The following is a 23,911-nucleotide window of genomic DNA, read 5'->3' on the forward strand; positions in this document are numbered from 1 at the left end:
GGCAGCGTTTCCCGGCAGGCCGCCGGCCAGTAGAATTACCGAGGTTCTCCAGTCCCCCCAGCTTGGAGAACCGGGAGCCTCCGCGCTTGAGTCCTTGGATTCGCGCGGAGGCTTTCCTCACGGCTCGCAGCAAGGACCCTCTTCCCGGTTGTGCCCATTGGGGGCAGGTGGAGCCCTCCGCACAGCTCAGGCTGTCCCCACTGGGTGCAAACCGTTTGATTGTCGGACCCCTCCCCCATGCTCAAACCTGCACATCTATTCGAATAAAATTACTAGGCTGGAAATTTGTTATCGAATGTCAGTTCTAAACTGAGGATATGAACCCGGAACAGGCGGCCCGGTTGCAGGCGCGGTATGCGAGGCGGGCCGGCCCGATCGGGCTGACGGTGGAAGAGCTCGATTTCGAGCACTTCCCCGCCAGGAACGGCTTCCCCGGGATCCCGGTGAAGGCGTGGATCCGGTTTCCGAACTGCGCCGAGCTGGTCGACGGCGAGGTCTATGCCTGGACGGCCAAAGCCGCCGAAGTGACGTGGAAGGACGGTCCGGTGACCTACCGGACCTGGGTGTGGAGTTCGGCGGTCACCCGCCGGGAAGACATGATGAGCAGGAACTTGGGAAAACGCGTAGAACGTGACAGCAGTAGCGAATGAAACAACCCTGGACGTTGACGTCGACGTCCGCTTCACCCCGGCCGGCACGCCGCTCGCCGTCCGGCACGAGGGCCGCATCTGGGCCGTCGCGGCCGAGCCGGTGCACTGGTTCGACCGGGACGCCTGGTGGGACACGCAGAGCACGGCTGCCGTCGGCAGCGGCGACCTGGTCAGCATCGAGTTCTGGAGGGTGCAGGTCCGTCTCAGTTCGAGCTCGGCGTTGCGGACCTTTGAGCTGCGCCGCAACCCGCTCTCGACCCGGTGGCTGCTCGAAGGCATCAGCGATTAGGGCCTCGGCGGCAGGGAACCCCCAACCGATCAGCGATCAGACATGGGCGGCGATCCGGGCAGAATTCACGCTCCCGGCCCTCGGGCAGGTGCACCGCCGGCTCTCCGAACTGATGGAAGACCCCGGACCGGTGCTGCGCCGGCTCGTCCGCGATCATCGACGACGGCACCTACTGCCCCGGATTCCAGTTCCTCCCCGGCGGACAGCTCCACCCGACCGTCGTTAAGCTCTTTGACCGGGCGATGGAACTGCAGATCCCGCACAACTTCACCCTCTGGATGGTCACACCCTCCAGGGACCGTAACGGATCCCGCCCCGTTGACCGCCTCAAAGACGGCCCCGCTCCCTTGGTGGGCGCGCTGGACTCCTGCCGCTGGCGCTAGCACCGGCCCTTGACCGCACCCGTCGGGTGCGTAGCGTAGGTCCATGGGACTCATCTACGACGACCCGGACCTCGCGGCCCTGACACTGACGCGGCTCGCCGCGGAAGAATCCGAAGGCCCCGGCGCCCTGGAAGTGCGCATGCGCGACTATCTCGGCGGCCTGGCACAGCGCAACGGGGGCGATTATCTGGAGCTGCTGGCCATCACCCTCGCCCGGGACCATTTCAAGTCCCTGGATGATCTGGCCCGGGCCACCGGGGCAGAGTCAGCAGCGCTGCTGGACGCCGCCGAGATCGACGCGCTGGAGGCCGTGTAGGAACGGGTGCGCATAGGGTGTTCAGGTGGAGATTACAGGCACGATCCAGGCCCCTGACGGCAGCAACGAACGCATCAGCGCCGAAGGCAACACCTGTGAAGAAGCCCGCAAAGCCCTCACGACACAGATCCCGGAGGACCACAAACTCCTCGCGATCCGCACAGACCAATAACCTCTTGCGCCAATAGCCTCTTGCGGGTCCTTCCAGCCCTGGCGGGGAAAAACGGAGCCGGACACCCCAGCTGCCATCGCTTCCGTGACGTCCCCGGTCAGGGGGCAGGATGCGGACGGCGGGAAGGGCCTAGTCGTTCCCGCCGGGAGCCTGCTGTGCCACCGGCCCTGTCCCGGGCATGATGCGGGCCAGCAGCGCATCATGCGCCGTCTGCAGCGTGTCGGCGCGCGCCTCTGCCGCCGCCAGCCGGGCCCGGTCTGCCGACGCTTCCCTGACAGCCTCCTGCGCCGCGGCCCGGGCCTGCTCCAACTGCTCCCCCGCCGCAGCAACGTCGGCCTCCAACGCGGCGATCCTGGCCGTGAGCTCCGCGACCGCCGCGTCCTTCTCGGCGCTCACCCGGTCCAGGTCCGCGACCAGTTCGGCGACCTCCACGGTCACGTCCTTCTTCTCCTGCAACCAGGCTTTCTCGACCGCGGCATGGCGCTCATCGGCCAGCACGGTCGCCTCGGCCCAGCAAGCCCCGGCCAGGCGTGCGGCCTGCTCCAGCAGCACCGCCGGCGCCACGGCGACCTGCCCGCCCGCGGCCCGCTTCTCCTCCGACCACTCCTTCAAATAACGGGTCGCGTCGGCGTTGCTCACCCCCGCCGCGGCCCGCACCGTCGACACCGTGGGCCGGCGCTCGGCGCTGATCTGCTCCGCGGCAGCGTACACACGGTCCTTCACACTCAACGTCACGGCGCCAACCCTTCAAAAGTAGTAGGAATAGTAGTAATACTACTCCTAACTAACGGCGCGTCATGGCCGCGCGTTTCCGCCGCCATGTTCAGGCGGCCGCTGGCCGCCTCCGACAGAAACGGGGGCACGGAAAGGGGCCGCGTCGGACCGCGAGACCGGTCGAGTCCACTACGGGAAGCCCCCGCCGGAGTCCCGTCCCGTGGCGTCCGATCGTCCCCGGAAGCGGTGATCATGGGCGCTTTAGGACGGTTCATCCGCTGTGGCCCGGCCGGTGTCGGTTCCGCCGGATATCGTTGCGGTCCTGTGTCTTCCGCGCGCGCGGACGATGCCGGACACTGTGTTCAACGGTGCCGCCCGCGCACCGGGGAAGGCATCGCCGTCATGAACGCTTCGATCACCCTGGTTGCCGCGACCGGACACCAGAACACCGCGCCGGCCCGCATCCGGGTCCGGCCCCTGGAACCCGATGATCTACTCGAACTGGCCGATCTGCACCGGCACGCCTACGCCGGCCGTCCCGGACAGCGGGCCGGCGACCCGGTGTGGATCGGACCATCCACCGAGGAGGGCAGCGGCCGCACCACCGAGGCTGCGTCCCTCGTGGCGTTCGGACCCGACGGTCAAATCACGGCCGCCCTCATCGTTACCGAACGCGACGGCGAAGCAGTCATCGATGAACTTTTCACACACCCGGACCACCGCCGCAAAGGCCTGGCCGAAGGACTCATCCGACATTGCATGCACCTCCTGCACACCCTGGGCCGCACCACGGTGAAGGTCACCGTGGAGGACAACAACCCGGCAGCGATGGCCCTGTACCTCTCCCAGGACTTCCGCCGCCTCACCGACGATGACACGGACACCGACTACGACTGAAAACCCGCCCCGAACCACCCTCCACGCCGCAGACCCACAGCATCCCCGGGTCCTGATTCACCCCGGACGCCGCCACTCCTCGTACGGTCGGCAGGACGGGACCGTGGAGCCCCCTGCCGGGATCTGAACAGAGCCGGGGGCGCCGACGGTGCAGTCTCCCGACCTGAGGCAGGAAGGACAGCACCAAAAACGGTAGACGAGACAGGGCCAGAGTGTACGGAGCCCTGCAACGGACGCACGGAACCCCGACGGCCGGCCGCGCCAGCTTTGGAAAGAGACGACGTCTCCTCAGAGCCTCTCTGCCGTCTAGGGCTGCCGCAGCCCTTGGCCGGTCTCGACCCGGACCCTACTACGGAGGGAAGCACCGATGACCATCAAAATCAATGACACGGCACTGCGCCACGCCCGGCAGCTGATCAAGGACGCCAGGATCGCCCGGGATTCCCGTGACGACTGGAGCGAACACGCCCCCGACACAGAGAAGGAAAACGCGTTCATCGCCAAGCACGGCTACACGGAATACGGAACCTGGCATCTGGGCGAAGACACCGAGAAAACCCACGACACCAAGGGACGCTACAGCTTCCCCTTCGGAGATTTCCGGCGGCTGCACCGTTGCGCGATTCTTGCCATCGAGAGCCGGGCCGCCCAGAACAACCACGACGACATCGCCAAGGCAGCGAAGTCCCTCCTCAACGAACTCGACAAGGACTAGTTATCGCCGCCGCCCTCGATGGGCCCGGGTTGCCTTGTCGGGACAAGGCGTGGGTCCGGTGATCCGCTCGTCCAACGCCGATGATTCCCCGGGCCGCGCACGCCATACGCCAGGCATCCTCATACCGGCCAATGCCACCTACCGCCGACCGGGTCCGGAAACCACACCGCTCAAAACCGGTGCCGGCTGGTCCAACACTGGCGGTTCTTGATTCCGGGTACGGCCTCAGCCGGTCCGCCCTCGCTGCAAAGGTTGACGCATGGGAACGGGCAGCTTTAACCTCATTGGATCCTTCGGCTGGGTCATGACAGCGCAGTAAGGGACGGCCGCACTGCGGCCGTCCCCTGTTACCGTTACCGGCTCCGACTGATCCGCGTGTCAATCCTTCTTGAATGCGTCTTTGACTTTCTCGCCGGCCTGTTTGAGGTCGGCCTTCGCCTGGTCGCTCTTGCCTTCGGCTTCCAGAGACCGGTCGTCGGTGGCTTTCCCGGCCGCTTCCTTACCCTTGCCGGCGAGCTTCTCGGCGGTGTTATCGATCTTGTCTCCCAATCCCATGACGGACCTCCGTGGCTGGACGCAGACACTACGCCTGCGGCGATACCGTCAATTTTAGGCGCCACGAGGACTCGGATAAAGATACTTGCCTCGGCTGCGGGCGTGCCGACCCGTCCTGGCAGATCCTGTTTTCATGCCAGCTAGAACCGTCTGGGTGTCGGCTCCGGATCAGCCACGGCTGGTTCAGTGCGGGGCTCGCGATGACGGGATCGGCCGGCAGTCGTGGCTGCGCCACGCCGGAGTGGGGAAATCGCAGGGGTGCCACTGCGGCTGAGGGTGCGGTTCTCCGCGGCAGATGTGGGACGGCACGTCCTGGTCTCAGTTGTGCGTGAGCTACGCCGTTCCGGGTTGTGCCTCAGCTTTTCTCAGGCCGGGAGTGCTATACCTAGCTCAATGGCGCGGTCCTGCCGCGGTCTTGCACCGTTGCGGGCTTGGACTCCCTTGAGGCGGAGGTGAAATGGCGATCTGGCCACGGAGCGGGCTCTGCCTCTGGATTGCGGGGTCGGCACTCCTCAGCGGCTGCAGCGGCGCGTCTGGCGGCACGCGGGACAGTGTGTCCACAGCGCTGAAGGACAGTTCCTCCGCGGTTGCCACCGCCCGGCTCGCGCTGGCGCTCGACGCCGGGGGCAAGCTGACCATGGCGGCAACGTCCACGACGCTCGACGACGTCCTGAAAGACCTCGAAACCACCCGGACCACCGTCCTCCAGCTCTCCCCCACCGTCCAGGACGACCGTGAGACGCGCCGGGAGGCCCTGACCGTCCTGGATGAAAGCATCGCAGGGGTGACCACGGCGCAGGACGCCATTGCCAGCACCGACGGCAGCCCCACACTCCAGGACGGCGACAAGCTGCTGGAGAACGCCGCCGGCAGGATGGCCACACTCAAGAATCAGCTGGGGGGACAATGAAGCGCCTGCTCGGGGTGGCCCTGGGGGTCCTGACCGCGATCGGCGGGTTCGTGGACATCGGCGATCTGGTCACGAACTCCGTCGTCGGCTCACGGTTTGGGCTCTCGTTGGTCTGGGTCGTCGTCGTGGGCGTGGTCGGTATCTGTGTGTTCGCGAACATGTCCGGGCGGGTAGCCGCCGCGTCGGGCCGGGCGACGTTCGAAGTGATCCGGGAACGGTTGGGGCCCCGGGCCGGTCTGGCCAACCTGTCAGCGTCGTTCCTGATCAACCTGATGACGGTCACGGCGGAAATCGGAGGCATCGCCCTGGCGCTGCAGCTGGCCAGCAGCGTTCAGTACCTGCTGTGGGTTCCCGTGGCCGTGGTTGCGGTATGGCTGGTCATCTGGCGGGTGAGGTTTTCCATCATGGAAAACGTCACCGGGCTGCTGGGCCTGACGCTCATTGTTTTCGCCGTGGCACTGTTTCTGCTGAAGCCGGACTGGGGTGCCCTTGGCGCCCAGGTCCTGGCCCCGTCCGTTCCGGAGCAGGAAACAGCCGCCTCGTACTGGTATTACGCGGTGGCACTGTTCGGGGCGGCCATGACGCCCTATGAGGTGTTCTTCTTCTCCTCCGGGGCCGTGGAGGAAGGCTGGACCATCAAAGACCTGGCCCAGTCCAGAATCAACGTACTCGTCGGGTTCCCGCTCGGCGGCCTGCTCTCGGTGTCCATTGCCGCCTGCGCCGCGGTGGTTCTGCTCCCGGCCGGGATCGCCGTCACCTCACTGTCCCAGGTCATCCTGCCCGTCGCCGAGGCAGCCGGGAAAGTCGGTCTCGCCTTCGCCCTCGTCGGGATCGTCGCGGCGACCTTCGGAGCGGCCCTGGAGACCACCTTGTCCAGCGGGTATACCCTGGCGCAGTTCTTTGGGTGGTCCTGGGGCAAGTTCCGCCGCCCGGCCCAGGCCGCCCGCTTCCATTTGTCCATGATCATCTGTCTCCTGATCGGCGCGGCGGTCCTGGCCACCGGGGTCGATCCCGTCCTGGTCACGGAGTACTCGGTCGTGTTCTCGGCCATCGCGCTGCCGCTGACCTACCTGCCCATCCTGATCGTGGCCAACGACCCCCAGTACATGGGTAAACACGTCAACGCCCGCACGGTGAATGTGCTGGCCATGATCTATCTGGTCATCATCCTCGCCGCGTCCCTCGCCGCCATACCACTGATGATCGTCACGGGAGCCGGATCATGACCACCGCACCCCTGCCCAGATACGTCCGGGCCGCCGGGCGGACCCTCGACGCGCAACTTCACCTGCTGGACCGGCAGGTACTCGATGTCGACGGCGTCCCCGTCACCACGGTCGATGACATCGAAATCAGCGCCCCTCCCCCGGACACACCCATACCGGCCGGAACCCCGGCCCCGACACTCACCGCGCTGCTCACCGGCCCCGTCCTTGGAACGCGGATTTTCGGCGGCCGGCCCCCGTCATCACGGCTCATCCGCATCCCCTGGCGTGACGTCGCCGACGTCGGGGTCGTCATCCGGCTGGGCGTCCGCGGCGAGCCCCTGGACGCGGACTGGGTCGAACGCTGGATCCGCGACAAGATCATTGCCCGCATCCCCGGAGGCCGCCATGATCCTCGGTGATCTCCTCGGCACACCCGTGCACGACCCCGGCGGACTCCGCCTGGGGCGGGTGGCTGATGCCCGGTTCACTATCGACGGACCACCGGGCCAATTGCTCGCCGGCGCCAGCTTATTGGGCCTGGTCGTCAGCCCGCACAGCGCCTCCTCGTTCCTGGGCTACGAACGAACCGGTCTCACCCGGCCTTGGCCCGTGGCCCACCTGCTCCGGTGGCGGCATCGCGGCTCGTTCCTGGTGCTCTGGGCCGACATCGACATCATCGGCACGGACTCCGTCCGGCTCCGGGAAGGATTCACCCCGTACAGCCCGGTCCTGGGCGAATCCGGACAGGAATGACCGCCGGCCTGTCATTCTCGGCTCTTAGCGCCGGTTCCCGGCATTGGCCGGTTCCGAGGCCCAGGCAGGACCTTGAGCACTGGTGTCTTTGCTGTCCATGGGGGCTACTCTGTTGGCGAGACCTTCATGGAGGAGGGCCCGATGAGCGCCTCTGACGAACTGCCCGGCATCGAAGCGCGGCTCGCCGCGGACGGGACCGTGGAAAGCAACGCCAGGGACCGGTCCTTTCTCCTCTCCGTGGTGCGGGAGCAGGGTGCACGGCTCGAGAAATTGGAAGCCGTGGCATCTGATTTCGCGGAACGGGGCGAACGGATCGAACATCAGTTTGACGGCATCGGCTCGATCCACGCTGCCAGGACAGCGGGTCTTGGTGACGGGTATCGGGAAGCTGCCAGGCGCATCCGCGCCGCGTTGGGCATGGCGACGGAGCCGGCAGTCGACGATGCAACGCCAGCCATGGATCCATGTTCGAGTGCCAGCTTCGAGCCGGGCGTCCAAAGCTCCTTCCCCGGGGCTGCGGCAGGATGACGGCAGCAACGACCTCATACCCGAGCCTTCATCCGGGAGCCAGCGGCCGCAGGCGGGTGCAGCGCCGAGGAAATCGTTGCGGTCCTGGTCGTCCGGAGCCCGAAAGCCCCGCGTGATCGAGACGGAAGGGGGCCAAGCCGACGGCGCACACCGCGGCCGCTGGACAGGGAATTTCAGTCTCGCGAGGAGGAGTTATGACAGACCCGGCGGCGCCGCAGGATGACGGCAGGGACGAATCGCTCACTGAGCGGATGGACCGCAATTGGGTGGATTTGCTGCAGGAAATGCGGGTACTTCAGACAGGGGTCCAGATCCTCGCCGGTTTCCTCCTGACGCTGCCGTTCCAGGCACGTTTCGCGTCACTGGACGGCTACCAGATCGGGCTGTATCTCATCAACGTCATCGTGGCCGCCCTCACCACGGCATCGATCCTGTTGCCGGTGAGTTTGCACCGCCGGCTTTTCCGGCAAGGACTGAAAGCCACTCTCGTGGCCAGCGCCGATACCATCGTGAAGGTGTCATTGGCCGGCGTCATGCTGCTGAGCCTGGGCACCACATCCCTCGTCTTCGATGTCACTGCGGGCCGGACGGCCGGCGTAATAGCCGCCATTGGCCTGCTGGCTGTGCTACTGCTCCTGATGGTCCTTATCCCCGGAACACTCCGACGCAAAGCCCTAAAAGAGAAGCCACAATGACAGCCGTTGCATAGGAGCGGCCGGATGGCGCCAAGCGGCAAGTCTTCCGCTCCTTCGACAAGCAGCCCTCAAAACGGTGCCTCACAGCGAGTTTGCCTCCGCCGGATGGTCAGATGATGACTACCTGTTGGGGTGCAGTGGCTCTGGCTAGACTTGAATTGCGCCGGAGTAGACGCATGTATTCGTCTCGGGAGGGCAGGATCATGACAGACCGCAGCGACTCTGAATCACCCGCGGGCCAGGCGCCCACGGGGAAGAAACCAGAAGAACGGGAGCTACGGGGCCGGTACGTCGAAGGCAGTTATGGCAAGGCCGGCGTGCAGCGAGGCCGCCGCGCGGAGGACGAGGAAGGTCAATACATCGAAGGTGATTATGGTGCGGCCGGCAGGGAGGGTGGCCTGCCCGAACCATTGGGAGAGAAGGCCAAAGAATCCGGACGCTACGTACGGGCCGACTATGGCGACGCTGGTGCAGTTCCGGGACGTTCGGCCGGGTCGGAAATCGGTCAGTACGCCGAGGGTGACTACGGTGCGGACGGTACTGTGGGTCCCCTTCGCGAGGCCGCAACAGGTACGAGCAGCGAAATGCCGGCGACCGAGAATCCGCAAAGCGGCCACGAACCTGCATCGCAGGACCGGCCCGTATCGTCGGGTGCCGACGCCCAGGCCGATGACTCCCGCAGCGGTGCAGATGTCGGAGAGGCGGTCGATGTCGCGGAGGCGGGCACCCAGGCGGAAGGCGATCACTCGCATCCGGAACGGGCCAAGACAGGCCAGGCGCCCGTCGAGCAGGTCTTTAGCGACCCCGCCATGACCGAGGGACAGCGGACCGTCACCGGCCCCCCAGCGGCAACCGGGGCCATCCCGCCCGGACCTTCACCTGCCGAAGCCGGATCCGGTGGAGCACAATCCGTTGTCGGGGCTCGAGAGTCTGACCGTCTCGCGGCAGGCGAGCCGCCGGCCGCTGGCCCCCCTTTCGACACCGGCACGAAGGAGGAACGAACGACCCCGCGAGGCGATTCCTAACGTATTGATCCTGCCGCATCCCAGTGTTTTGACCGTGCTGCCTGGCCGAGCCACTCCCCCATGGGCGACAGCGGCCAATAGGTCGCTGACCACTCGCCTAAAATTCGTACCGCGTGTCACCAAGCCGTTGTGCAGATTTTTCGTCAGAGGGGACTGCCCGTGCTCTGGACAGGGCCGCCGGAACTTTGTAAATTCGGAACAGTCCTAGTCAACCCTTCGGGGTTGGGGACCCTTTGCCGCCGGGTGCACGGCGGCAAAGAGAGCCGCTGTAGCCGAACGGTGGCATAAGGATGCACCCGCGGAGAAGAGCCCCCTGATGGCCACCTCGCACTTCGAACGATTCCTCCTTGAAGCCACCGTCCCGGATGAAACGCACCGGCCGTTGGGGCCGGATTGTCTTTACGGCCTGTACACAAGCTGGTGCCGGCTCCACAACATCACCCCCGTGGAGGACATTACCTTCCGGTCAGCCATGCAACGCCGCGGCATCGATCTGCGCAACAGCCATCGACGGATTACAGGACAGGCCGCAACAGACTACATCCTGGCCAGCTACCCCGCGACGGCCTGACCATGTTCCATCGACGTCCCGAGGCACGCGCCCGGATGCCGCCACATCGACGTAGCCGGCACACATAGCTGGAAATGATCGACCGGCGGTCATTAGCCCGCCCGGGATAACAATGCCCGGGAGAGTTCGCCGCCTCGGATTGAAATGGCGGCTGCGGAAGGCCATGTCGCCCACGCGCGACCTCAGCATAGGCCGAGCCACGCCCTCAACGGACCGAACGACCTGCCTTACCAGCACCTGGTCTGCCCTGCTTTCTGTTCGACAGGCCGGCCCCTCGACGCTAGGTTGGGCCTCATGACTGAGAATCCAGATGCAGACAGGGACCGCCGCGAGGAGGATGAGCCGGCCAAGGGCTCACTCTCCGGCTGCAGCGCCCGCGAAATCGATGGCGAAATCGACGCGCCTGATGCTGATCGTGAGGATCCCCAGTAGCCTTTCCGGACCGCCCTGCGCAGCGCCGGGCCCGCTCCCCCCGTTCAGCGTTTCGCCTCGGAACCCGGCAGCTGCGCCGGATCCAAAGACGCTAGATGCGCTCAACGCCGCGGGCGCTGCCCACCACACCTTTTACACGCCCGAACACCGTAGCCGCACAGCTTTGACCCCCGCATCACCAGGTAGAGGAGCATCATGACGGACCAGTACACCTTCCGAAACCCTGTCACAGCCTACGATCACATCGAACCGCCCAAACAGCACCAGCCCGAGCCCGGACTGGACGCCGAACTCGTCCCCAAAGCCGACCTCGGAGAAGAGAGCTACCGCGGCACGGGGCGCCTCGAAGGCCGAAAAGCGATCGTCACCGGAGCGGACTCGGGCATCGGCGGAGCAACGGCCATCGCCTTCGCCCGCGAGGGCGCCGACGTCGTGCTGTCGTACTTGCCCGAGGAGGAAGAGGACGCCGCCCGGATTGCCGGGCTGATCGAAAACGCCGGCCGCAAGGCGGTCCGGGTACCGGGGGACCTGAAGGACGCAGCCATGTGCCGGTCCCTGGTGGAGACAGCGCTGCGTGAACTCGGCGGCATTGACATCGTGGTGAACAATGCAGGCAAGCAGATCGCCCGGGAAGACATCGGCGATATCAGCGACGAGCAGTTCGACCACACCATCAAGACCAACGTGTACGCCATGTTCTGGCTCACCAAGGCGGCGGTCCCGCATTTGCCGCCGGGATCGACCATCATCAACACCACATCCATCCAGGCCTACGACCCCTCGCCGACGCTCCTGGACTACGCCACTACCAAAGCCAGCATCAACAACTTCACGAAGGGGCTCGCCCAGCAGTTGGCGCCCAAGGGCATCCGGGTCAACGCCGTGGCACCCGGGCCGATCTGGACACCGCTGCAGGTCAGCAGTGGCCAGCCGAAGGAGGCCTTGCCCGAGTTCGGCAAGGACACCCCGTTGGGCCGCGCGGGCCAGCCCGCGGAACTGGCACCGGCCTATGTGTTCCTGGCTTCCGCGGAATCCAGTTTCGTCGTGGGTGAGACCCTTAACGTCAACGGGGGCAGCCCCACTCCCTGACACCCCGGGGGACCCAAACACAGCGGCCGCTGTTTCTTCCGTGTGCCCGGGGAGGATCGTTCTATCCCGATATTACGGCGCCGCGGGGCTGACCCGGCGGGCCTCTATTCGTCGTGACGACCCGTTCCCCGCGAGTGTCCGGATGCTCCGCGTTTTCCCCTTCCTGCGGAGGATCCGGGTTGGCCGGCATTTTCGGGAGAATAGGTGCTGGTCGTTCAGCCTTCCCCCGCAGGGCGACTCTGGACTATTTGCAAGCATGCTGATAATTCTGGAACCGTCCGAGGCTGGTGAGGATCCGGCCAAGGGGACGGGCCGGAGCTGAGGCATTTCCTGTCGCGACCGGCAGGGCACAGAGGACGGTCCGCGGCTTCCGCGCCCGGACGCGAACCAACAATGTTCCCGCCTGAAGGTAGAGGAGGAGTGACATGGTCGACCGGATAGCCAATATTTGGGGAACCCGGACCCCGTACTCGCGGGACAGTTTATGGCCGGTCCGGGTGGACCAGGTCCTGGACGACGGCATCGCTGAGGACGGTGTTGACCGGTGGGTGCAGTCCGCCTGCGTCCTCTGCAGCAACGGATGTGCCTGCGACATCGCCGTCAAGGACGGCGCGATGGTCGGGATCCGCGGCCGGGCGCAGGATCTGGTCAACCATGGCAGGCTGGGACCGAAGGGGCTCTTTGCCAGCCGCCAGGGTGTGTCGCACAAGGACCGCCTGACGAGTCCGCTGGTCCGCGAGAATGGGCAACTGGTCGAATGCGACTGGGACACGGCGATGCGTCGGATTGTGGACCGGAGCAGGGACCTGCTGGCGGAGCGAGGTCCGCTCAGCCATGGCTTCTACACCAGCGGGCAGCTGTTCCTGGAGGAGTACTACGCGCTGGCCGTGATCGGGAAGGCCGGCATCGGCACCCCGCACATGGACGGAAACACCCGGCTGTGCACTGCTACCGCGGCGGCGGCCATGAAGGAGTCGTTCGGCGCCGACGGCCAGCCCGGATCCTATACCGATATCGACAGCTGCGACGCGCTCTTTCTCTATGGCCACAACATGGCCGAGACACAAACGGTGCTTTGGTCCAGAGTCCTGGACCGGATCGCGGGCACGGACCGGCCCCGGATCGTCTGCGTGGATCCGCGCGACACGGAGGTCGCCCGCCACGCCGATGTCCATCTGGCCATCCGGCCCGGCACGAACCTTGCGCTCATGCACGCCCTCGTCCGTGAGGTGCTGGCCCAGGGCTGGGATGATGCCGGCTATGTCCGCGACCACACCTTGGGCCAGGACGCTCTCCGGAAGGTGGTCGAGCCGTGGACGGCCGAGGCGGCTGCCGCCGTCTGCGGTGTCCCGGCGTCGGACATCAGGGACGCAGCCAGGATCTTCGGCACGTCCGATCGGATTGTCTCCACGGTGCTGCAGGGCTTCTACCAGTCCTCGCAGGCGACGGCGGCGTCGTGCCAGGTCAACAACCTGCACCTGCTGCGCGGGATGCTCGGCCGCCCAGGGTGCGGGGTCCTCCAGATGAACGGCCAGCCCACGGCTCAGAACAATAGGGAATGCGGCGCGGACGGGGACCTGCCTGGATTCCGCAATTGGGAAAGTCCCGATCACATCCAGGAACTGGCCCGGCTCTGGAACGTGGATCCGATGACCATCCCGCACTGGGCGCCGCCGACGCATGCCATGCAGATCTTCCGCTATGCCGAACAGGGCTCGATCGACTTTCTGTGGGTCTCGGCGACGAACCCGGCAGTGTCCATGCCCGAACTGCCCCGGATCCGGAACATCCTCGCCAAACCCGATCTCTTCCTCGTCGTCCAGGACCTCTACCTCACCGAAACAGCACAGTACGCGGACGTGGTGCTTCCGGCAGCCGGGTGGGGCGAGAAGACCGGGACGTTCACCAACGTCAACCGCATTGTGCACATCTCCGACAAGGCGGTTGAGCCTCCAGATGGGGCGCGCAGCGACCTGGACATTTTCCTCGACTACGCGCGCAGGATGGATTTCACGACGTTAAATGGCGGGCCGCTGCTGGACTGGGCCGGGCCAGAGGACGCGTTCGAGGCGTGGAAAAACTGCTCCCGCGGACGCCCGTGCGACTACACCGGAATCACTTACGACAGGCTGCGCGGCGGCAGCGGCATCCCCTGGCCCTGCAACGAGGACCACCCCGACGGAACGGACCGCCTGTACGGAGACGGCGTTTTCCCCACAGACCCCGACTATTGCGAAAGTTACGGCCATGACTTGCTCACCGGCGCAACGGTGGGAGCCCAGGCCTTCCGCGCCCAGGGCGCCGGTGGGCGGGCCCTGTTCAAGACCGCCCCGTTCCACCCGCCGCACGAGGAACCCGACGCAGACTACCCGCTCCGGTATACGACCGGGCGCACCGCGTACCATTTCCACACTCGCACCAAAACGGGCCGCTCCCGGCCCCTGGCCGACGCGGCACCGCGGGCCTGGGTAGAACTGGCCCGGGAGGACGCGGACCGGCTCGGCATTTCCGAAGGCGACCTGGTCCGGGTCACCTCCCGCCGGGGCCGGATCGAGGTCCCCGCACGAGTCAGCGGCATCGCGCCCGGCACCGTGTTCGCCCCGTTCCACTACGGCTACTGGGACACCGGCGGCCGCCCCGGGACCCACCCGACGGCCGCGAATGAACTGACCCTGACCGAATGGGACCCCGTATCCAAGCAGCCGATGTTCAAAAACGCGGCGGTGACCGTGGAGAAGATCGGCGATGCCACCGGACCGGCGCCGGCCCCGACCACCACAGCGTCCCGGCCCGCCGCGGCGCCTGGCACCGCGCCGGTCCCGGCCACGGCCGGCGGCGACGGGGCCCAAGCCACGGAAACAACGGACATCGAACCTGCACCCCAGTTCCCCGACGCGCTCAGAAACACCACGGAGGGTGGCCGGCCGTGAACCTGAACATCTACCTGGGCATGCTCCGTCAGGCCGAGAACACGCTCGCCGATTCCTTCCGCCAAGTGGCCGAGGGCCACGGTGCCGAGCCAGATGTTCACTTCCTCTGCCGCACCCTGGCAGCCCAGTGCGACCGGCACGGGGAACTCCTCGGGCCCGTCGTGCAGCGCTACGGCGAAAACAGCTCCGACAACGAGCCCGAACGGCTCCACGCCCAGGGCCTGGCCACAACCCGGAACGGTCCCGTCGGTCTCCTGCGCGACCTGCAGGACCTCTACCTGCTGGCCAGCCTCGTCGACGTCACCTGGACGATGGTCAAACAGGCCGGGTCCGCGCTGCGCGATATAGAGTTACTCGCCGTCGTGGAGAAATGCGACGCCGAAACGGCCACCCAGCTGCGCTGGCTGCAAACCCGGATGAAACAAGCCGCACCCCAGGCCCTCATCGCAGCACGCTGAGGCCATCGAAAGGGACCACACGGCGGCGTCCGGAAGGATGACCCCAACGGACTCACTGCGATGGAACCCGGGTAGGGGTGCCCCGCCACGTTGCTAACGTTGCAGCGCTGTGGTCCGCAGGTCGAAGGATCGTCGACGAACGTCCGGGTCTCACTGACCGGCGTCGGTGAACCGTTCCGCCGCGGTTTCCAAGAGGAGACCCTCGAGTTCGCGGAGCTGTGCCGTTGCCCGGTCCAGCAGACTCGCCACCTGCTCCTGTCCAACGTGCGGGTCCGTGCGGGACAGGAGACCCAAGGTCCTCCAGAGCAGCGACTTGCCCGTGACGGCACTGATCAGCGCTTCGAGTTCCAATTGTTCGGCTGCGCCGATCCTGGCGTGGAGCGGATTGAGCGGGCCTAGGGACGCGAGGTGCGCCCCTGTCCAGGCGAAGGGCTTTTTGTAGGCCGGGATGCCTAGACCGAGCCCCTCGGTGATGCCCTCCAGGGTTGCCTTGTCGGCACTGATTTCCGTCGCGAGCCGCGCGATGGTACTGCCGCGTGGCGAGTCCTTCCACGTCTTGGCCGCCTGTTCGAAGAGTCGCTCCCCCGCCGCCGCGGCTATCAAGTGACTGTGCAGGTACGCGGCCAAGGAACTCTCCCCGGTTGTGCCCTTGCCGTGCTGTCCGGCGTTCATGGTCATATACCTTTCGTCCCTCGGGCTCCTGTGCGGTCTCGGGTCCCCAGTGACCTAGAACGTGGGGGCGCCGGGTTCAGCGAGCGGCTGCTCGCGCTCGATCTGGGCGATCTTTGGATCGTTCTCGTCGGCGCCGTAGTCCGAGCTGCGGGTGATGTCATTCCCACCAGGGAGCTTCATTGCGTGGAAGAGCAGAGATAGGCCGGTGGCAACCACAAGGTTTATCGCAAACGCCACAACGGCGATGTAGACCTGTATGTCGGTTCCGGGGATGGCCGCGATCGAGCCCCCGAAGTAGGCCTTCGTGACCGGGTTGACCACGTTGTACGCCGCGATGGTGCCATAGATGATTCCGGCTGCCCAGCCGCCGAAAAGCGCCCATCGGTGGAACCAGCGGGTGTAGAGCCCGGCCACGATCGTCGGGAAGGTCTGCAGGATCCAGATGCCGCCGAGGAGCTGCATGTTAATTGCTGCCGACTGGTCCATGGCAATGACGAAAATCAATGCACCGAATTTCACCACAAGCGACGCAATCTTGGACACCTTTGCTTCCTGCCGGGGAGTGGCGTCGGGCTTAATCAGATCGCGGTAAATGTTGCGGGTGAACAGGTTCGCCGCGGCTATCGACATGATCGCGGCCGGGACCAGAGCCCCGATGGCGATGGCGGCCAGGGCGATTCCGGCAAACCAGGCCGGGAATTGATCCAGGAACAGCTGCGGGACCACCAACTGCGGGTTGACAGCGCCGTTCACGTCAACGGGATTGGTTCCGGCGAAGATGGCCACGTAGCCCAGCAGAGCCAAGAACCCCAGCATCAACGAGTACAGCGGCAGCACCGCGGCATTCTTCCGGATCGTATTCCTGCTCTTGGTCGCCAGGACGCCCGTGATCGAGTGCGGGTACATGAAAAGCGCCAAGGCCGAGCCCAGAGCCAGCGTCCAGTAGGCCGAGTAACTGTTCGCGCCCGGAATGAAGACTCCAGTGGGTTTACCGGTGGCAGGGTTGACCGCAGCGAGTTTCGCCTCGGCAGAGTCGAAGATGGGACCCCAGCCGCCGAACTTGATCGGCAGGTAAATTACCGCGACGATCACCGCCAGATAGATCAGCAGATCCTTCACAACGGCGATCAGGGCCGGAGCCCGCAGGCCCGAGGTGTACGTATACGCGGCCAGGACCACGAACGCGATGATCAGCGGCAGGTCGGTCAGCAGTACGTTCTCCGCACTGCCCAGGCCCAGCACCGTGAGCACGGCCTTGATTCCGACTAGCTGAAGCGCAATGTAGGGCATCGTCGCGACGATGCCGGTGACGGCGACGGCAAGGGTCAGCGCCCTGCTGCCATAGCGGCCGCCGACGAAGTCGGCCGGCGTGACAAACCCATGCCGGTGCGAGACGGACCACAACCGGCTCATCAAAAGGAACACGATCGGGTACAGAACGATTGTGTACGGCACCGCGAAGAATCCGCTGACGGCGCCAGTGGCCCACATTGCAGCCGGAACGGCCACGAAAGTGTAGGCAGTATACAGGTCGCCGCCGAGCAGGAACCAGGTCACCCAGGTTCCAAACCCGCGGCCCCCAAGGCCCCACTCGTCAAGGCTGTGCAGCCCTGTCCCCTCTCCCCGCCGCCACCGCGCAGCCACGAACCCCAAGACCGCCACCAGGACGAAGAGAATGATCACAATGGTCAGTGGAACCCAGCTAATGGGCCGGTCCGGAGCGGCCAGCGGCACGGCTGCCCCGCTCATCGCTCCTCCTCATCACCGGTCACGCCGCGCACGGATTCGCGCCGGCGGCGATCCTCCTTGCCGACCAGCCAGTAGGAGATCCCCACCAGGGCCGAGGTGATCGGAATCCACATCATCTGGTACCAGTAGAAGAACGGCATACCGGCCAAACGCGGCTCACCGACAGAATACGCGGGCACATACAACGGAATCACAATGGCGATGGCCAACAGGATTCCGGTGACGACATATGGACCGGGTCTGGCCGGCCCGCGCGTTGGCACATCGGGACTGGACATCGACGCCTCCTCATTGAGACGGGCCCCCGGAGCGGGAGGACTTCCCGGGACGTGCCGGCGGCCTGTGGACCGTCTGTCACAGCGGTCTTTACACACAGGATAGACACTGGATTTATTCTCCAACAGGGCAAATGCATCCGCCTCCGACGGCGAGGAGCAAGCCAACAGCGGCGCCGATGTCCCCAATTCAGGTTGGTTGCCCAATCAGCCCCCCACGCCAGACTTCAGGCCGTCGACACGAGCTGAATACGATCCGCCAGCCGATCGACGCTCAGCTACGGTTTGGCCTTGTCCGCCACCGCGCGGGACCGTCTGGCATGAAAGGGTCGCCCCGGCGGAGTCCCAACGATCCAGTCTGATCTGTGAGGCCACTAGCGGCGGATATTGAGCACTGACGCGCCACCGCCCACGAGGTATTGCGTGCTACTAAGCATGCTGATTAGATCTTGATATCGGCCGCATTCCACGACCGGCAACCGAAAGGACGGACAGTCATGGGAATTCTTGCATTCCTCATTCTCGGCCTTATCGCAGGAGCTATCGCCAAGGCGGTCCTTCCCGGCCGGCAGGGAGGCGGCTGGGTGATCACACTCGTAATTGGCGTCGTGGGCGCCATCCTCGGAGGCTGGATAGGTTCGTTGATCTTCGGCGGAGGCCTCGCTGACTTCTTCGATTTGCGGACCTGGCTCCTCTCCATCCTCGGGGCCGTTATTGTGCTCTTGATCTATGGCGCCGTTGCCGGCCGCAGAAGCAGGGCATAAGGTCCACCGGCCCATTGCTGCCCCTGCTCAACCAAGGCGCAAATGTTCTTTCAGAGGACGGAGAATAGATCGGCTCCATCGGCCAGGCCTTCGTGGACAACAATGACGGACAGCCGAGCTGGGTAACCGCCAGGACGGGCCTATTCGGAATGTCCGAATCCTTCGTACCCCTGGAAGGAGCCCGAACAGAGGGAAATGACATCGTGGTCCCCTACAGCAAAAACCAGGTCAAGGACGCGCCGAGGATCGACGCCGATCGGCCACTGGAGCCTGCCGAGGAAGGCCGGCTCTACCAGCACTATCAGCTCGACACCGGACGCACTTACACCGAGGCGACGGCAGATGCGGCAGATTCCACCCCCGACCCCGGAACGCAACGCACCGGGACACCGACCACCACCGGGTACAACGCCACCACCGACGAGACCTTGGCCCCCGCCACACAAGACACCACCGCAACAGACCGCAGTACTCCCCCTGCCGCCACCGGCACCCCGGATACGACGCCACCGCGCCCACCACTGAAGACACCACAACCCGGCCCCAGCCGCGCCCGGCAGGGGGCGGCGCCGAACAGCCGGCCGCGGGCGGGGCACGCCTGCGCAAATACGTCACCTCGGAATACGAAACCAGGACCGTTCCAGTGCAGCGCGAAGAAGTACGGATCGAGCGAGAACCGATTACGGAGGAAAACCGCAACGACGTAGCGGACCGTGCGGACGATGAGAACGAGATCATCCTCCACGAGGAACGAATCATCGTCACCAAGGAGACTGTCCCGGTCGAACGGGTCCACATCGGCACGGAAACGGTCACCGAAGACGTGACCATCAAGGAGAAGGTCCGCAAAGAACACATCGACACCGAAGGACCCGAGGAGAGCGGCGGCTAAACCCTAGAACCAGCAAATGCCCCCAGGCAGGAACAGTCGCACTTGCCTGGGCGTTGGATCGAGCCCGTTGGAATAGGATCGGGCCTACCTGCGCCTTGGCACTGAGCTCCATTTCGGTGGCGCCAGGGAGTACTTGAGCACCGGTTCCATTGCCCCGCATTGGGACTAGTCTGTTGGCAAGATCTTCATAGAGGAGGGCCCTCATGAGCGCCTCTGACGAATTGGCCGCAATCGAAGCGGGGTCGTCGACAAGAACGTCCGGGACCGGCCCTACCTCCTGAATATGCCAGTCTGATGGGTGCCCGCCAGGACGGCCAGACCGGCACCCACCGGCGGGACGTGCCGGACATTCGCGGACGAGGGCTGGGCGGACCGCTTGGATGTCATCGCCGCGTTGTCGGGATCGCTCTCCGCGTTGCCTATATAAGGTATCGGTAGACCGTGGCGCGGGATGCTCCGAGCATCTTGCCGATGTCGCGGGCGCTGATTCCTTTGCCCTTGAGTTCCTTGGCCCTGGCAGCGGCAGCGTCGTCCACTTTGCGGGGTCTTCCGCCGTGGCGGTTGTTGGCGGCGGCCAAGACGTGCGGCACGTTTCCTGGGCACGGTGATCGACCGGCTTACGGGCGCCTGCCGTGGTGCGGCGCATCCTCTGCAGAATGTCCACATCATAGAACATTTTTGCTCAAATTATGGACACATCCTCTAGCCTGCACTGTATGGACGACAGCCGGATAACCCAAGAAGATCTTCCACCCTTTATTGATGCCGCGTGGCTCGAGGCGAACCGACGTAACGTTGTCACCGCTGATGTTCGCTGGTACCTCGACGGCGGGTCGGGCCGTGCAGCGTACGACGGCGGGCATCTTCCAGATGCGGTGTTCGTGGACCTGGCCGCATGGCTGTCGGGCAATTCGGGACCACACGGGCTGAACCCGCTTCCCGACTCTGAAGTGTTCGCACATGGAATGTCCTCCTTGGGAATCGGCGACGACACGACCGTCATCGCCTACGACGACGCGGGGGGAGTCATCGCCGCGCGGCTCGTGTGGATGCTGCGTGCGCTCGGGCACCGGGCGGCGTTGCTCGACGGCGGGATTGCCGCATGGACGGGACCGCTGGAGACGACGCCCGTGGAGCCGGCGCCCGCGACCTTCACGCCGTCTCCGTGGCCCGAGGCCCGTCTCGCCCAGCTTCAGGACATCACCGCAGGGGCTGCCGGGATCATCCTCGACGCCCGCAATGCCGACCGCTTCGACGGAAGCGTCCAGCTGCCCACCGATCCCCAAGCCGGACACATCCCCGGCGCAGTGAACGTCCCGTGCCGTGGGAACCTCGCCCCCGATGGACACCTGCGCCCGATCGCCGAGGTCCGACGAGCGTTTGCGAAGGTTGGGATCGAAGACGCGACTGCCGTCATCTCCTACTGTGGCTCAGGCGTCACGGCCTGCCACAACCTTCTCGCTCTCGAGCATGCAGGACTCGGCCGCGGCCGTCTCTACGCAGGCCGGTGGTCAGAGTACGGAGCCGAGCCTCGCCGTCGAGCCGAGCTTGGCTGACAACCGACCTACGATGCCCGCTCGGGTCGAAACCACGACCTCCATCCTGAAGAGTGGAGACAGTCTCAGTCTGGCCCGGTAAGGGATCCTTGGGTTCTTGCGGTGATTGCAACACTTAGCGGATGGGTGTTGTCGTGGCGAGGTATTCAATTTATGTAAGACCGGATCTTCTGCAGCTGTTTTGGGCCGGGATGCAGGCCGGCGATTTCATCACGGACGCTGTTGTGCCGATCGATACGAGCAGGCGGACCGGTCGCCGGGTCCTGGCCGAAGCCGGGGGTGTCAGGCCACGCCGCGGCCGGGATCTGAAGGGCAGGTGCCTGACCTTCGCCCAGCGTGAAGAGATCGCGGTGCTGCGCGCCCAGGGACACTCGCTGCGCCGGATCGGGGTCGTGATCGACAGGTCGGCCTCGACGGTGTCCAGGGAGCTTCGGCGCAATTCGGTGGCCGGGTTGCCCTGCCGGGCAACATCGGCTCACGCGTTGGCGTATGAGCGGGCTTCGCGGCCGAAACCGTCGAAACTGCACACGAACACGGTGTTGCGTGCGAAGGTGGAAGAGGACCTGAAAAAGAAGTACTCGCCGGAGCAGATCGCAGGACGCCTGCGGGTTGAGTTTCCCGATGAACCGGAGATGCGGGTGTCACCTGAGACCATTTACCAGTCCCTCTACGTTCAGTCCCGCGGAGCACTCAACCGTGATCTGGCCGCGTGTTTACGCACCGGACGTGCGCTCCGGCAGCCCTGCAGGAAGGCCGGTCAGCGGAAGAACCGGATCCCGGGGATGGTCAATATCTCCGAGCGTCCCGCGGAGGTTCAGGACCGTGCGGTGCCAGGGCATTGGAAGGGTGACCTCATCATCGGCAAGGGCAACCAGTCCGCGATCGGGACCCTCGTGGAGAGAACCACCAACTACACGATGCTCGTTCACCTGCCGGATAGATACAAAGCAGAACAAATGCGTGACGCCCTGGCAGCCAAGATCAAGACGCTCCCCGAGGCGCTGAGGCATTCCCTCACCTGGGACCAGGGCATCGAAATGCAGGACTGGAAAACCGTGAAAGTGGACGCCGGTATCGACATTTACTTCTGCGATCCGCACTCACGCTGGCAGCGGGGCATCAACGGGCCTAGTTGTTGCATGCGAAACGGAAGGCAGTCCCGAGTCCTATCCATTCCAGGTGCTTTTTGACTCTGCAGGGGGCGACGTGATGCCCGGCCGCACGCCGGTTGAGGAGAGCGTGCGGCCGGAGTCTTTGGGTCGAAGGCGGAGCAGGGGTCGGCATTTCGGGGCTATTTTCAATGTCCCTCTTCGCGCTGAGAACAGCCTGAGAGCCGACCCTCCACTGTCCCGCATCCCACCGGCCGGACCGGAGCCGTCAGCCCACACGTTTAGGTGGTCGGCCCGGGCGGGTTCCCACGCCACACCCGGGTCAACCACCGCCGCGCGGCGCGCCCCACTGCGGGCGGACGGCCACGGCTTGCAAAACCTACCTCCGCACCCGCCGCGCGGCAAGGGCCCGAGGCCCACCGGATCAGAGTGCCCGCGCTGCATCGACGCATGGGAGAGCCCCGCAGCTAGTGTTGACGAGAACGAGGCAAATAGAATCTGGCTGGAGGTCACGGTTGCATGAGCGAACCTCCAACGTTGAGTTTTACTCTGACGTACGCCGCCACACTTGGAGTGGCGCTGCCATTCTTCCTGGCTCAGATCATCGCCATGAGCGCACTACTGGCCTTGGCCGGAATCAGCGCTGCGCTGGCCGGGACAGTCCAGTCCATGGCTCGGCTCCTGTCACGGTTCTGATGGTTGTGTCACGTATTTCTGGCCCCTCGAGGGCGGTTGAAACTTGCCCCACCCTGCGATGACTGGGAAGTCTTGTCGCGGGCCCGTCTTCGGTGCCTCATCGACTTGGGGTCTCAGTCAGGGCGCCGCGGACGAAGGAGTTTCAACGTTGGAACCCGCTGGGGGTTGCGACCGGCAGATCTGCCGTCGTGCTAGGTGAGCCTTGCGGCCAGCTCCTGGTATGCGGGGTGGAGTTCTTGCCACCGCACCCGTGCGTCGCAGCGGTCACGTCCGGCGAGGTAGGCGGCGAGATCTTCGACGTGGATCTGGTCTCCTGCCCCGTAGGCGGCGATCTGCTCCAGAGGCAAGCCGCGGTCCTCAATAACCAGGATGGTTTGATCGCCGTCAGCGCTAAGCGTCGCCTCGATCACGCCGTCCGGTTCGTCTGGGGCCGTGGTCAGAATCCGGAGCCACTGTGGGGGCTGGCACACTTCCACACGACAACTGCCTTCCCACCCGCTGGCAAAGTAGCGGGCCCTGAAGTCACCGCCCTCGCGAAGATCGCCTTCTACCTCGCCGAGCCAGCGGGCGAGACGGCCGGAATCGGTGAGCGCCGACCACACGTCCTCCCTATCGGTGTCGAACCGGACCTCAAGACGCACGATGCCGTTGCCCTCCACCGCTCGCAGGGTGCCCAGCGTGCGCACGCTTCCAGGGGTGTTGTTGGTCACGGGGTGCTCCTTCGCTCACGCTTGCCGCGTGCTATTTCGGTGTGCAGGACATCCAGCCGCTGTTCCCACAGGGCCACGTATCGATCCAGCCAGTCGTAGATCTCAGTGAGCGGCTGTGGGCGGAGGGAGTAAACCCGCCGTTGCGCTTCTTGGTGCACCTCGACCAGACCCGCTTCTCGCAGCACCCGCAGGTGCCGC

Annotated in this window: 31 protein-coding genes and 1 pseudogene; 24 read left to right on the forward strand and 8 right to left on the reverse strand. The window is 65.3% G+C overall.

Annotation, left to right across the window (positions count from 1 at the left end; translation table 11 throughout):
• The first annotated feature begins 317 nt into the window (after positions 1-317).
• The 5 genes from AC1DFR_RS21420 to AC1DFR_RS21440 all read left to right on the forward strand — a co-directional run bounded on the left by AC1DFR_RS21420 (position 318) and on the right by AC1DFR_RS21440 (position 1,810).
• A complete protein-coding gene (locus tag AC1DFR_RS21420; protein WP_476851043.1) occupies positions 318-650 on the forward strand; it encodes a hypothetical protein in 333 nt (110 codons plus the stop codon).
• Positions 631-939: a hypothetical protein gene (locus AC1DFR_RS21425; protein WP_476851044.1), complete on the forward strand. Its 309-nt coding sequence runs from the start codon at positions 631-633 to the stop codon at positions 937-939. The genes AC1DFR_RS21420 and AC1DFR_RS21425 overlap by 20 nt, the downstream gene beginning before the upstream one ends.
• Before the next feature lie 242 nt (positions 940-1,181).
• Positions 1,182-1,322 carry a hypothetical protein gene (locus AC1DFR_RS21430; RefSeq protein WP_476856346.1) on the forward strand — a complete coding sequence of 47 codons (141 nt, stop codon included), beginning with the start codon at positions 1,182-1,184 and terminating at the stop codon, positions 1,320-1,322.
• A 43-nt stretch (positions 1,323-1,365) separates the two neighbouring features.
• Positions 1,366-1,638, forward strand: coding sequence for a hypothetical protein (locus AC1DFR_RS21435; protein ID WP_476851045.1), 273 nt, complete (start codon positions 1,366-1,368; stop codon positions 1,636-1,638).
• A gap of 25 nt (positions 1,639-1,663) precedes the next feature.
• Positions 1,664-1,810, forward strand: a complete 147-nt coding sequence (locus AC1DFR_RS21440; protein ID WP_476851046.1) for a hypothetical protein — start codon at positions 1,664-1,666, stop codon at positions 1,808-1,810.
• 129 nt (positions 1,811-1,939) lie between these two features.
• Here AC1DFR_RS21440 and AC1DFR_RS21445 read toward each other — a convergent pair whose 3' ends face one another.
• Positions 1,940-2,545 carry a DNA-binding protein gene (locus AC1DFR_RS21445; protein WP_476851047.1) on the reverse strand — a complete coding sequence of 202 codons (606 nt, stop codon included), beginning with the start codon at positions 2,543-2,545 and terminating at the stop codon, positions 1,940-1,942.
• 381 nt (positions 2,546-2,926) lie between these two features.
• Here AC1DFR_RS21445 and AC1DFR_RS21450 point away from each other — a divergent pair, with 381 nt between their 5' ends.
• Both AC1DFR_RS21450 and AC1DFR_RS21455 read left to right on the forward strand, forming a co-directional pair.
• On the forward strand, positions 2,927-3,421 hold the full coding sequence (locus tag AC1DFR_RS21450; RefSeq protein WP_476851048.1) for a GNAT family N-acetyltransferase: 495 nt from the start codon (positions 2,927-2,929) through the stop codon (positions 3,419-3,421).
• Between the two features lie 367 nt (positions 3,422-3,788).
• The gene (locus AC1DFR_RS21455) at positions 3,789-4,136 is read left to right on the forward strand and encodes a hypothetical protein (RefSeq protein WP_476856345.1); all 348 of its coding nucleotides are present in this window, start codon (positions 3,789-3,791) and stop codon (positions 4,134-4,136) included.
• Positions 4,137-4,514: 378 nt separating this feature from the next.
• Here AC1DFR_RS21455 and AC1DFR_RS21460 read toward each other — a convergent pair whose 3' ends face one another.
• Positions 4,515-4,691 carry a CsbD family protein gene (locus AC1DFR_RS21460; protein WP_476851050.1) on the reverse strand — a complete coding sequence of 59 codons (177 nt, stop codon included), beginning with the start codon at positions 4,689-4,691 and terminating at the stop codon, positions 4,515-4,517.
• Positions 4,692-5,148: 457 nt separating this feature from the next.
• Between AC1DFR_RS21460 and AC1DFR_RS21465 the strand changes: the two genes are divergently transcribed.
• The 12 genes from AC1DFR_RS21465 to AC1DFR_RS21520 all read left to right on the forward strand — a co-directional run bounded on the left by AC1DFR_RS21465 (position 5,149) and on the right by AC1DFR_RS21520 (position 15,290).
• The gene (locus tag AC1DFR_RS21465) at positions 5,149-5,601 is read left to right on the forward strand and encodes a hypothetical protein (protein ID WP_476851051.1); all 453 of its coding nucleotides are present in this window, start codon (positions 5,149-5,151) and stop codon (positions 5,599-5,601) included.
• Positions 5,598-6,827 carry an Nramp family divalent metal transporter gene (locus AC1DFR_RS21470; protein WP_476856344.1) on the forward strand — a complete coding sequence of 410 codons (1,230 nt, stop codon included), beginning with the start codon at positions 5,598-5,600 and terminating at the stop codon, positions 6,825-6,827. Before AC1DFR_RS21465 ends, AC1DFR_RS21470 begins: the two co-directional genes overlap by 4 nt.
• The gene (locus AC1DFR_RS21475) at positions 6,824-7,228 is read left to right on the forward strand and encodes a hypothetical protein (RefSeq protein ID WP_476856343.1); all 405 of its coding nucleotides are present in this window, start codon (positions 6,824-6,826) and stop codon (positions 7,226-7,228) included. The genes AC1DFR_RS21470 and AC1DFR_RS21475 overlap by 4 nt, the downstream gene beginning before the upstream one ends.
• Positions 7,215-7,562 carry a PRC-barrel domain-containing protein gene (locus AC1DFR_RS21480; protein ID WP_476856342.1) on the forward strand — a complete coding sequence of 116 codons (348 nt, stop codon included), beginning with the start codon at positions 7,215-7,217 and terminating at the stop codon, positions 7,560-7,562. The genes AC1DFR_RS21475 and AC1DFR_RS21480 overlap by 14 nt, the downstream gene beginning before the upstream one ends.
• A gap of 141 nt (positions 7,563-7,703) precedes the next feature.
• Positions 7,704-8,090, forward strand: a complete 387-nt coding sequence (locus AC1DFR_RS21485) for a hypothetical protein (RefSeq protein ID WP_476851055.1) — start codon at positions 7,704-7,706, stop codon at positions 8,088-8,090.
• 194 nt (positions 8,091-8,284) lie between these two features.
• The gene (locus AC1DFR_RS21490) at positions 8,285-8,785 is read left to right on the forward strand and encodes a DUF6328 family protein (RefSeq protein ID WP_476856341.1); all 501 of its coding nucleotides are present in this window, start codon (positions 8,285-8,287) and stop codon (positions 8,783-8,785) included.
• A 203-nt stretch (positions 8,786-8,988) separates the two neighbouring features.
• A complete protein-coding gene (locus AC1DFR_RS21495) occupies positions 8,989-9,810 on the forward strand; it encodes a hypothetical protein (RefSeq protein ID WP_476851057.1) in 822 nt (273 codons plus the stop codon).
• 316 nt (positions 9,811-10,126) lie between these two features.
• Positions 10,127-10,381, forward strand: coding sequence for a hypothetical protein (locus tag AC1DFR_RS21500; protein WP_476851058.1), 255 nt, complete (start codon positions 10,127-10,129; stop codon positions 10,379-10,381).
• Between the two features lie 294 nt (positions 10,382-10,675).
• Positions 10,676-10,813: a hypothetical protein gene (locus AC1DFR_RS21505; RefSeq protein ID WP_476851059.1), complete on the forward strand. Its 138-nt coding sequence runs from the start codon at positions 10,676-10,678 to the stop codon at positions 10,811-10,813.
• 195 nt (positions 10,814-11,008) lie between these two features.
• Positions 11,009-11,902: an SDR family oxidoreductase gene (locus AC1DFR_RS21510; protein ID WP_476851060.1), complete on the forward strand. Its 894-nt coding sequence runs from the start codon at positions 11,009-11,011 to the stop codon at positions 11,900-11,902.
• A 425-nt stretch (positions 11,903-12,327) separates the two neighbouring features.
• Positions 12,328-14,832 carry a molybdopterin oxidoreductase family protein gene (locus tag AC1DFR_RS21515; RefSeq protein ID WP_476856340.1) on the forward strand — a complete coding sequence of 835 codons (2,505 nt, stop codon included), beginning with the start codon at positions 12,328-12,330 and terminating at the stop codon, positions 14,830-14,832.
• The gene (locus AC1DFR_RS21520) at positions 14,829-15,290 is read left to right on the forward strand and encodes a hypothetical protein (protein ID WP_476851062.1); all 462 of its coding nucleotides are present in this window, start codon (positions 14,829-14,831) and stop codon (positions 15,288-15,290) included. Before AC1DFR_RS21515 ends, AC1DFR_RS21520 begins: the two co-directional genes overlap by 4 nt.
• 150 nt (positions 15,291-15,440) lie before the next feature.
• On the opposite strand, the gene AC1DFR_RS21525 is transcribed toward AC1DFR_RS21520, so the two are convergent.
• Genes AC1DFR_RS21525 through AC1DFR_RS21535 form a run of 3 tightly spaced genes read right to left on the reverse strand, consistent with a single transcriptional unit; the run spans position 15,441 to position 17,989 of the window.
• A complete protein-coding gene (locus AC1DFR_RS21525) occupies positions 15,441-15,962 on the reverse strand; it encodes a hypothetical protein (RefSeq protein WP_476851063.1) in 522 nt (173 codons plus the stop codon).
• Positions 15,963-16,016: 54 nt separating this feature from the next.
• Complete coding sequence (gene mctP / locus AC1DFR_RS21530; RefSeq protein ID WP_476851064.1) at positions 16,017-17,711, reverse strand: monocarboxylate uptake permease MctP; 1,695 nt, start codon at positions 17,709-17,711, stop codon at positions 16,017-16,019.
• A complete protein-coding gene (locus tag AC1DFR_RS21535) occupies positions 17,708-17,989 on the reverse strand; it encodes a DUF3311 domain-containing protein (protein WP_476851065.1) in 282 nt (93 codons plus the stop codon). The genes mctP and AC1DFR_RS21535 overlap by 4 nt, the downstream gene beginning before the upstream one ends.
• Positions 17,990-18,483: 494 nt before the next feature.
• Here AC1DFR_RS21535 and AC1DFR_RS21540 point away from each other — a divergent pair, with 494 nt between their 5' ends.
• The gene (locus AC1DFR_RS21540; protein WP_476851066.1) at positions 18,484-18,750 is read left to right on the forward strand and encodes a GlsB/YeaQ/YmgE family stress response membrane protein; all 267 of its coding nucleotides are present in this window, start codon (positions 18,484-18,486) and stop codon (positions 18,748-18,750) included.
• Between the two features lie 598 nt (positions 18,751-19,348).
• Entirely contained in the window at positions 19,349-19,642 is a 294-nt protein-coding gene (locus tag AC1DFR_RS21545) for a YsnF/AvaK domain-containing protein (RefSeq protein ID WP_476851109.1), read from the forward strand.
• Between the two features lie 419 nt (positions 19,643-20,061).
• On the opposite strand, the gene AC1DFR_RS21550 is transcribed toward AC1DFR_RS21545, so the two are convergent.
• Positions 20,062-20,232 carry a helix-turn-helix domain-containing protein gene (locus AC1DFR_RS21550; RefSeq protein WP_476851067.1) on the reverse strand — a complete coding sequence of 57 codons (171 nt, stop codon included), beginning with the start codon at positions 20,230-20,232 and terminating at the stop codon, positions 20,062-20,064.
• A 126-nt stretch (positions 20,233-20,358) separates the two neighbouring features.
• On the opposite strand from AC1DFR_RS21550, the gene AC1DFR_RS21555 reads away from it, so the two are divergent.
• The 3 genes and pseudogenes from AC1DFR_RS21555 (at position 20,359) to AC1DFR_RS21565 (ending at position 23,003) form a co-directional block, all read left to right on the forward strand.
• Positions 20,359-21,198, forward strand: coding sequence for a sulfurtransferase (locus AC1DFR_RS21555; RefSeq protein WP_476874432.1), 840 nt, complete (start codon positions 20,359-20,361; stop codon positions 21,196-21,198).
• 122 nt (positions 21,199-21,320) lie between these two features.
• A pseudogene (locus tag AC1DFR_RS21560) lies at positions 21,321-22,322 on the forward strand (IS30 family transposase); the annotation flags it as partial.
• 504 nt (positions 22,323-22,826) lie between these two features.
• Positions 22,827-23,003 (forward strand): hypothetical protein, encoded by a 177-nt coding sequence (locus AC1DFR_RS21565; protein ID WP_476851069.1) that lies wholly within the window; start codon positions 22,827-22,829, stop codon positions 23,001-23,003.
• A gap of 191 nt (positions 23,004-23,194) precedes the next feature.
• Here AC1DFR_RS21565 and AC1DFR_RS21570 read toward each other — a convergent pair whose 3' ends face one another.
• Positions 23,195-23,713 carry an SRPBCC domain-containing protein gene (locus tag AC1DFR_RS21570; RefSeq protein ID WP_476851070.1) on the reverse strand — a complete coding sequence of 173 codons (519 nt, stop codon included), beginning with the start codon at positions 23,711-23,713 and terminating at the stop codon, positions 23,195-23,197.
• On the reverse strand, positions 23,710-23,911 hold a 202-nt coding region (locus AC1DFR_RS21575; RefSeq protein ID WP_476874433.1), incomplete at its 5' end, for an ArsR/SmtB family transcription factor. The genes AC1DFR_RS21570 and AC1DFR_RS21575, both read right to left, overlap by 4 nt.

It is taken from the genome of Arthrobacter sp. 05T410, from assembly GCF_056396505.1.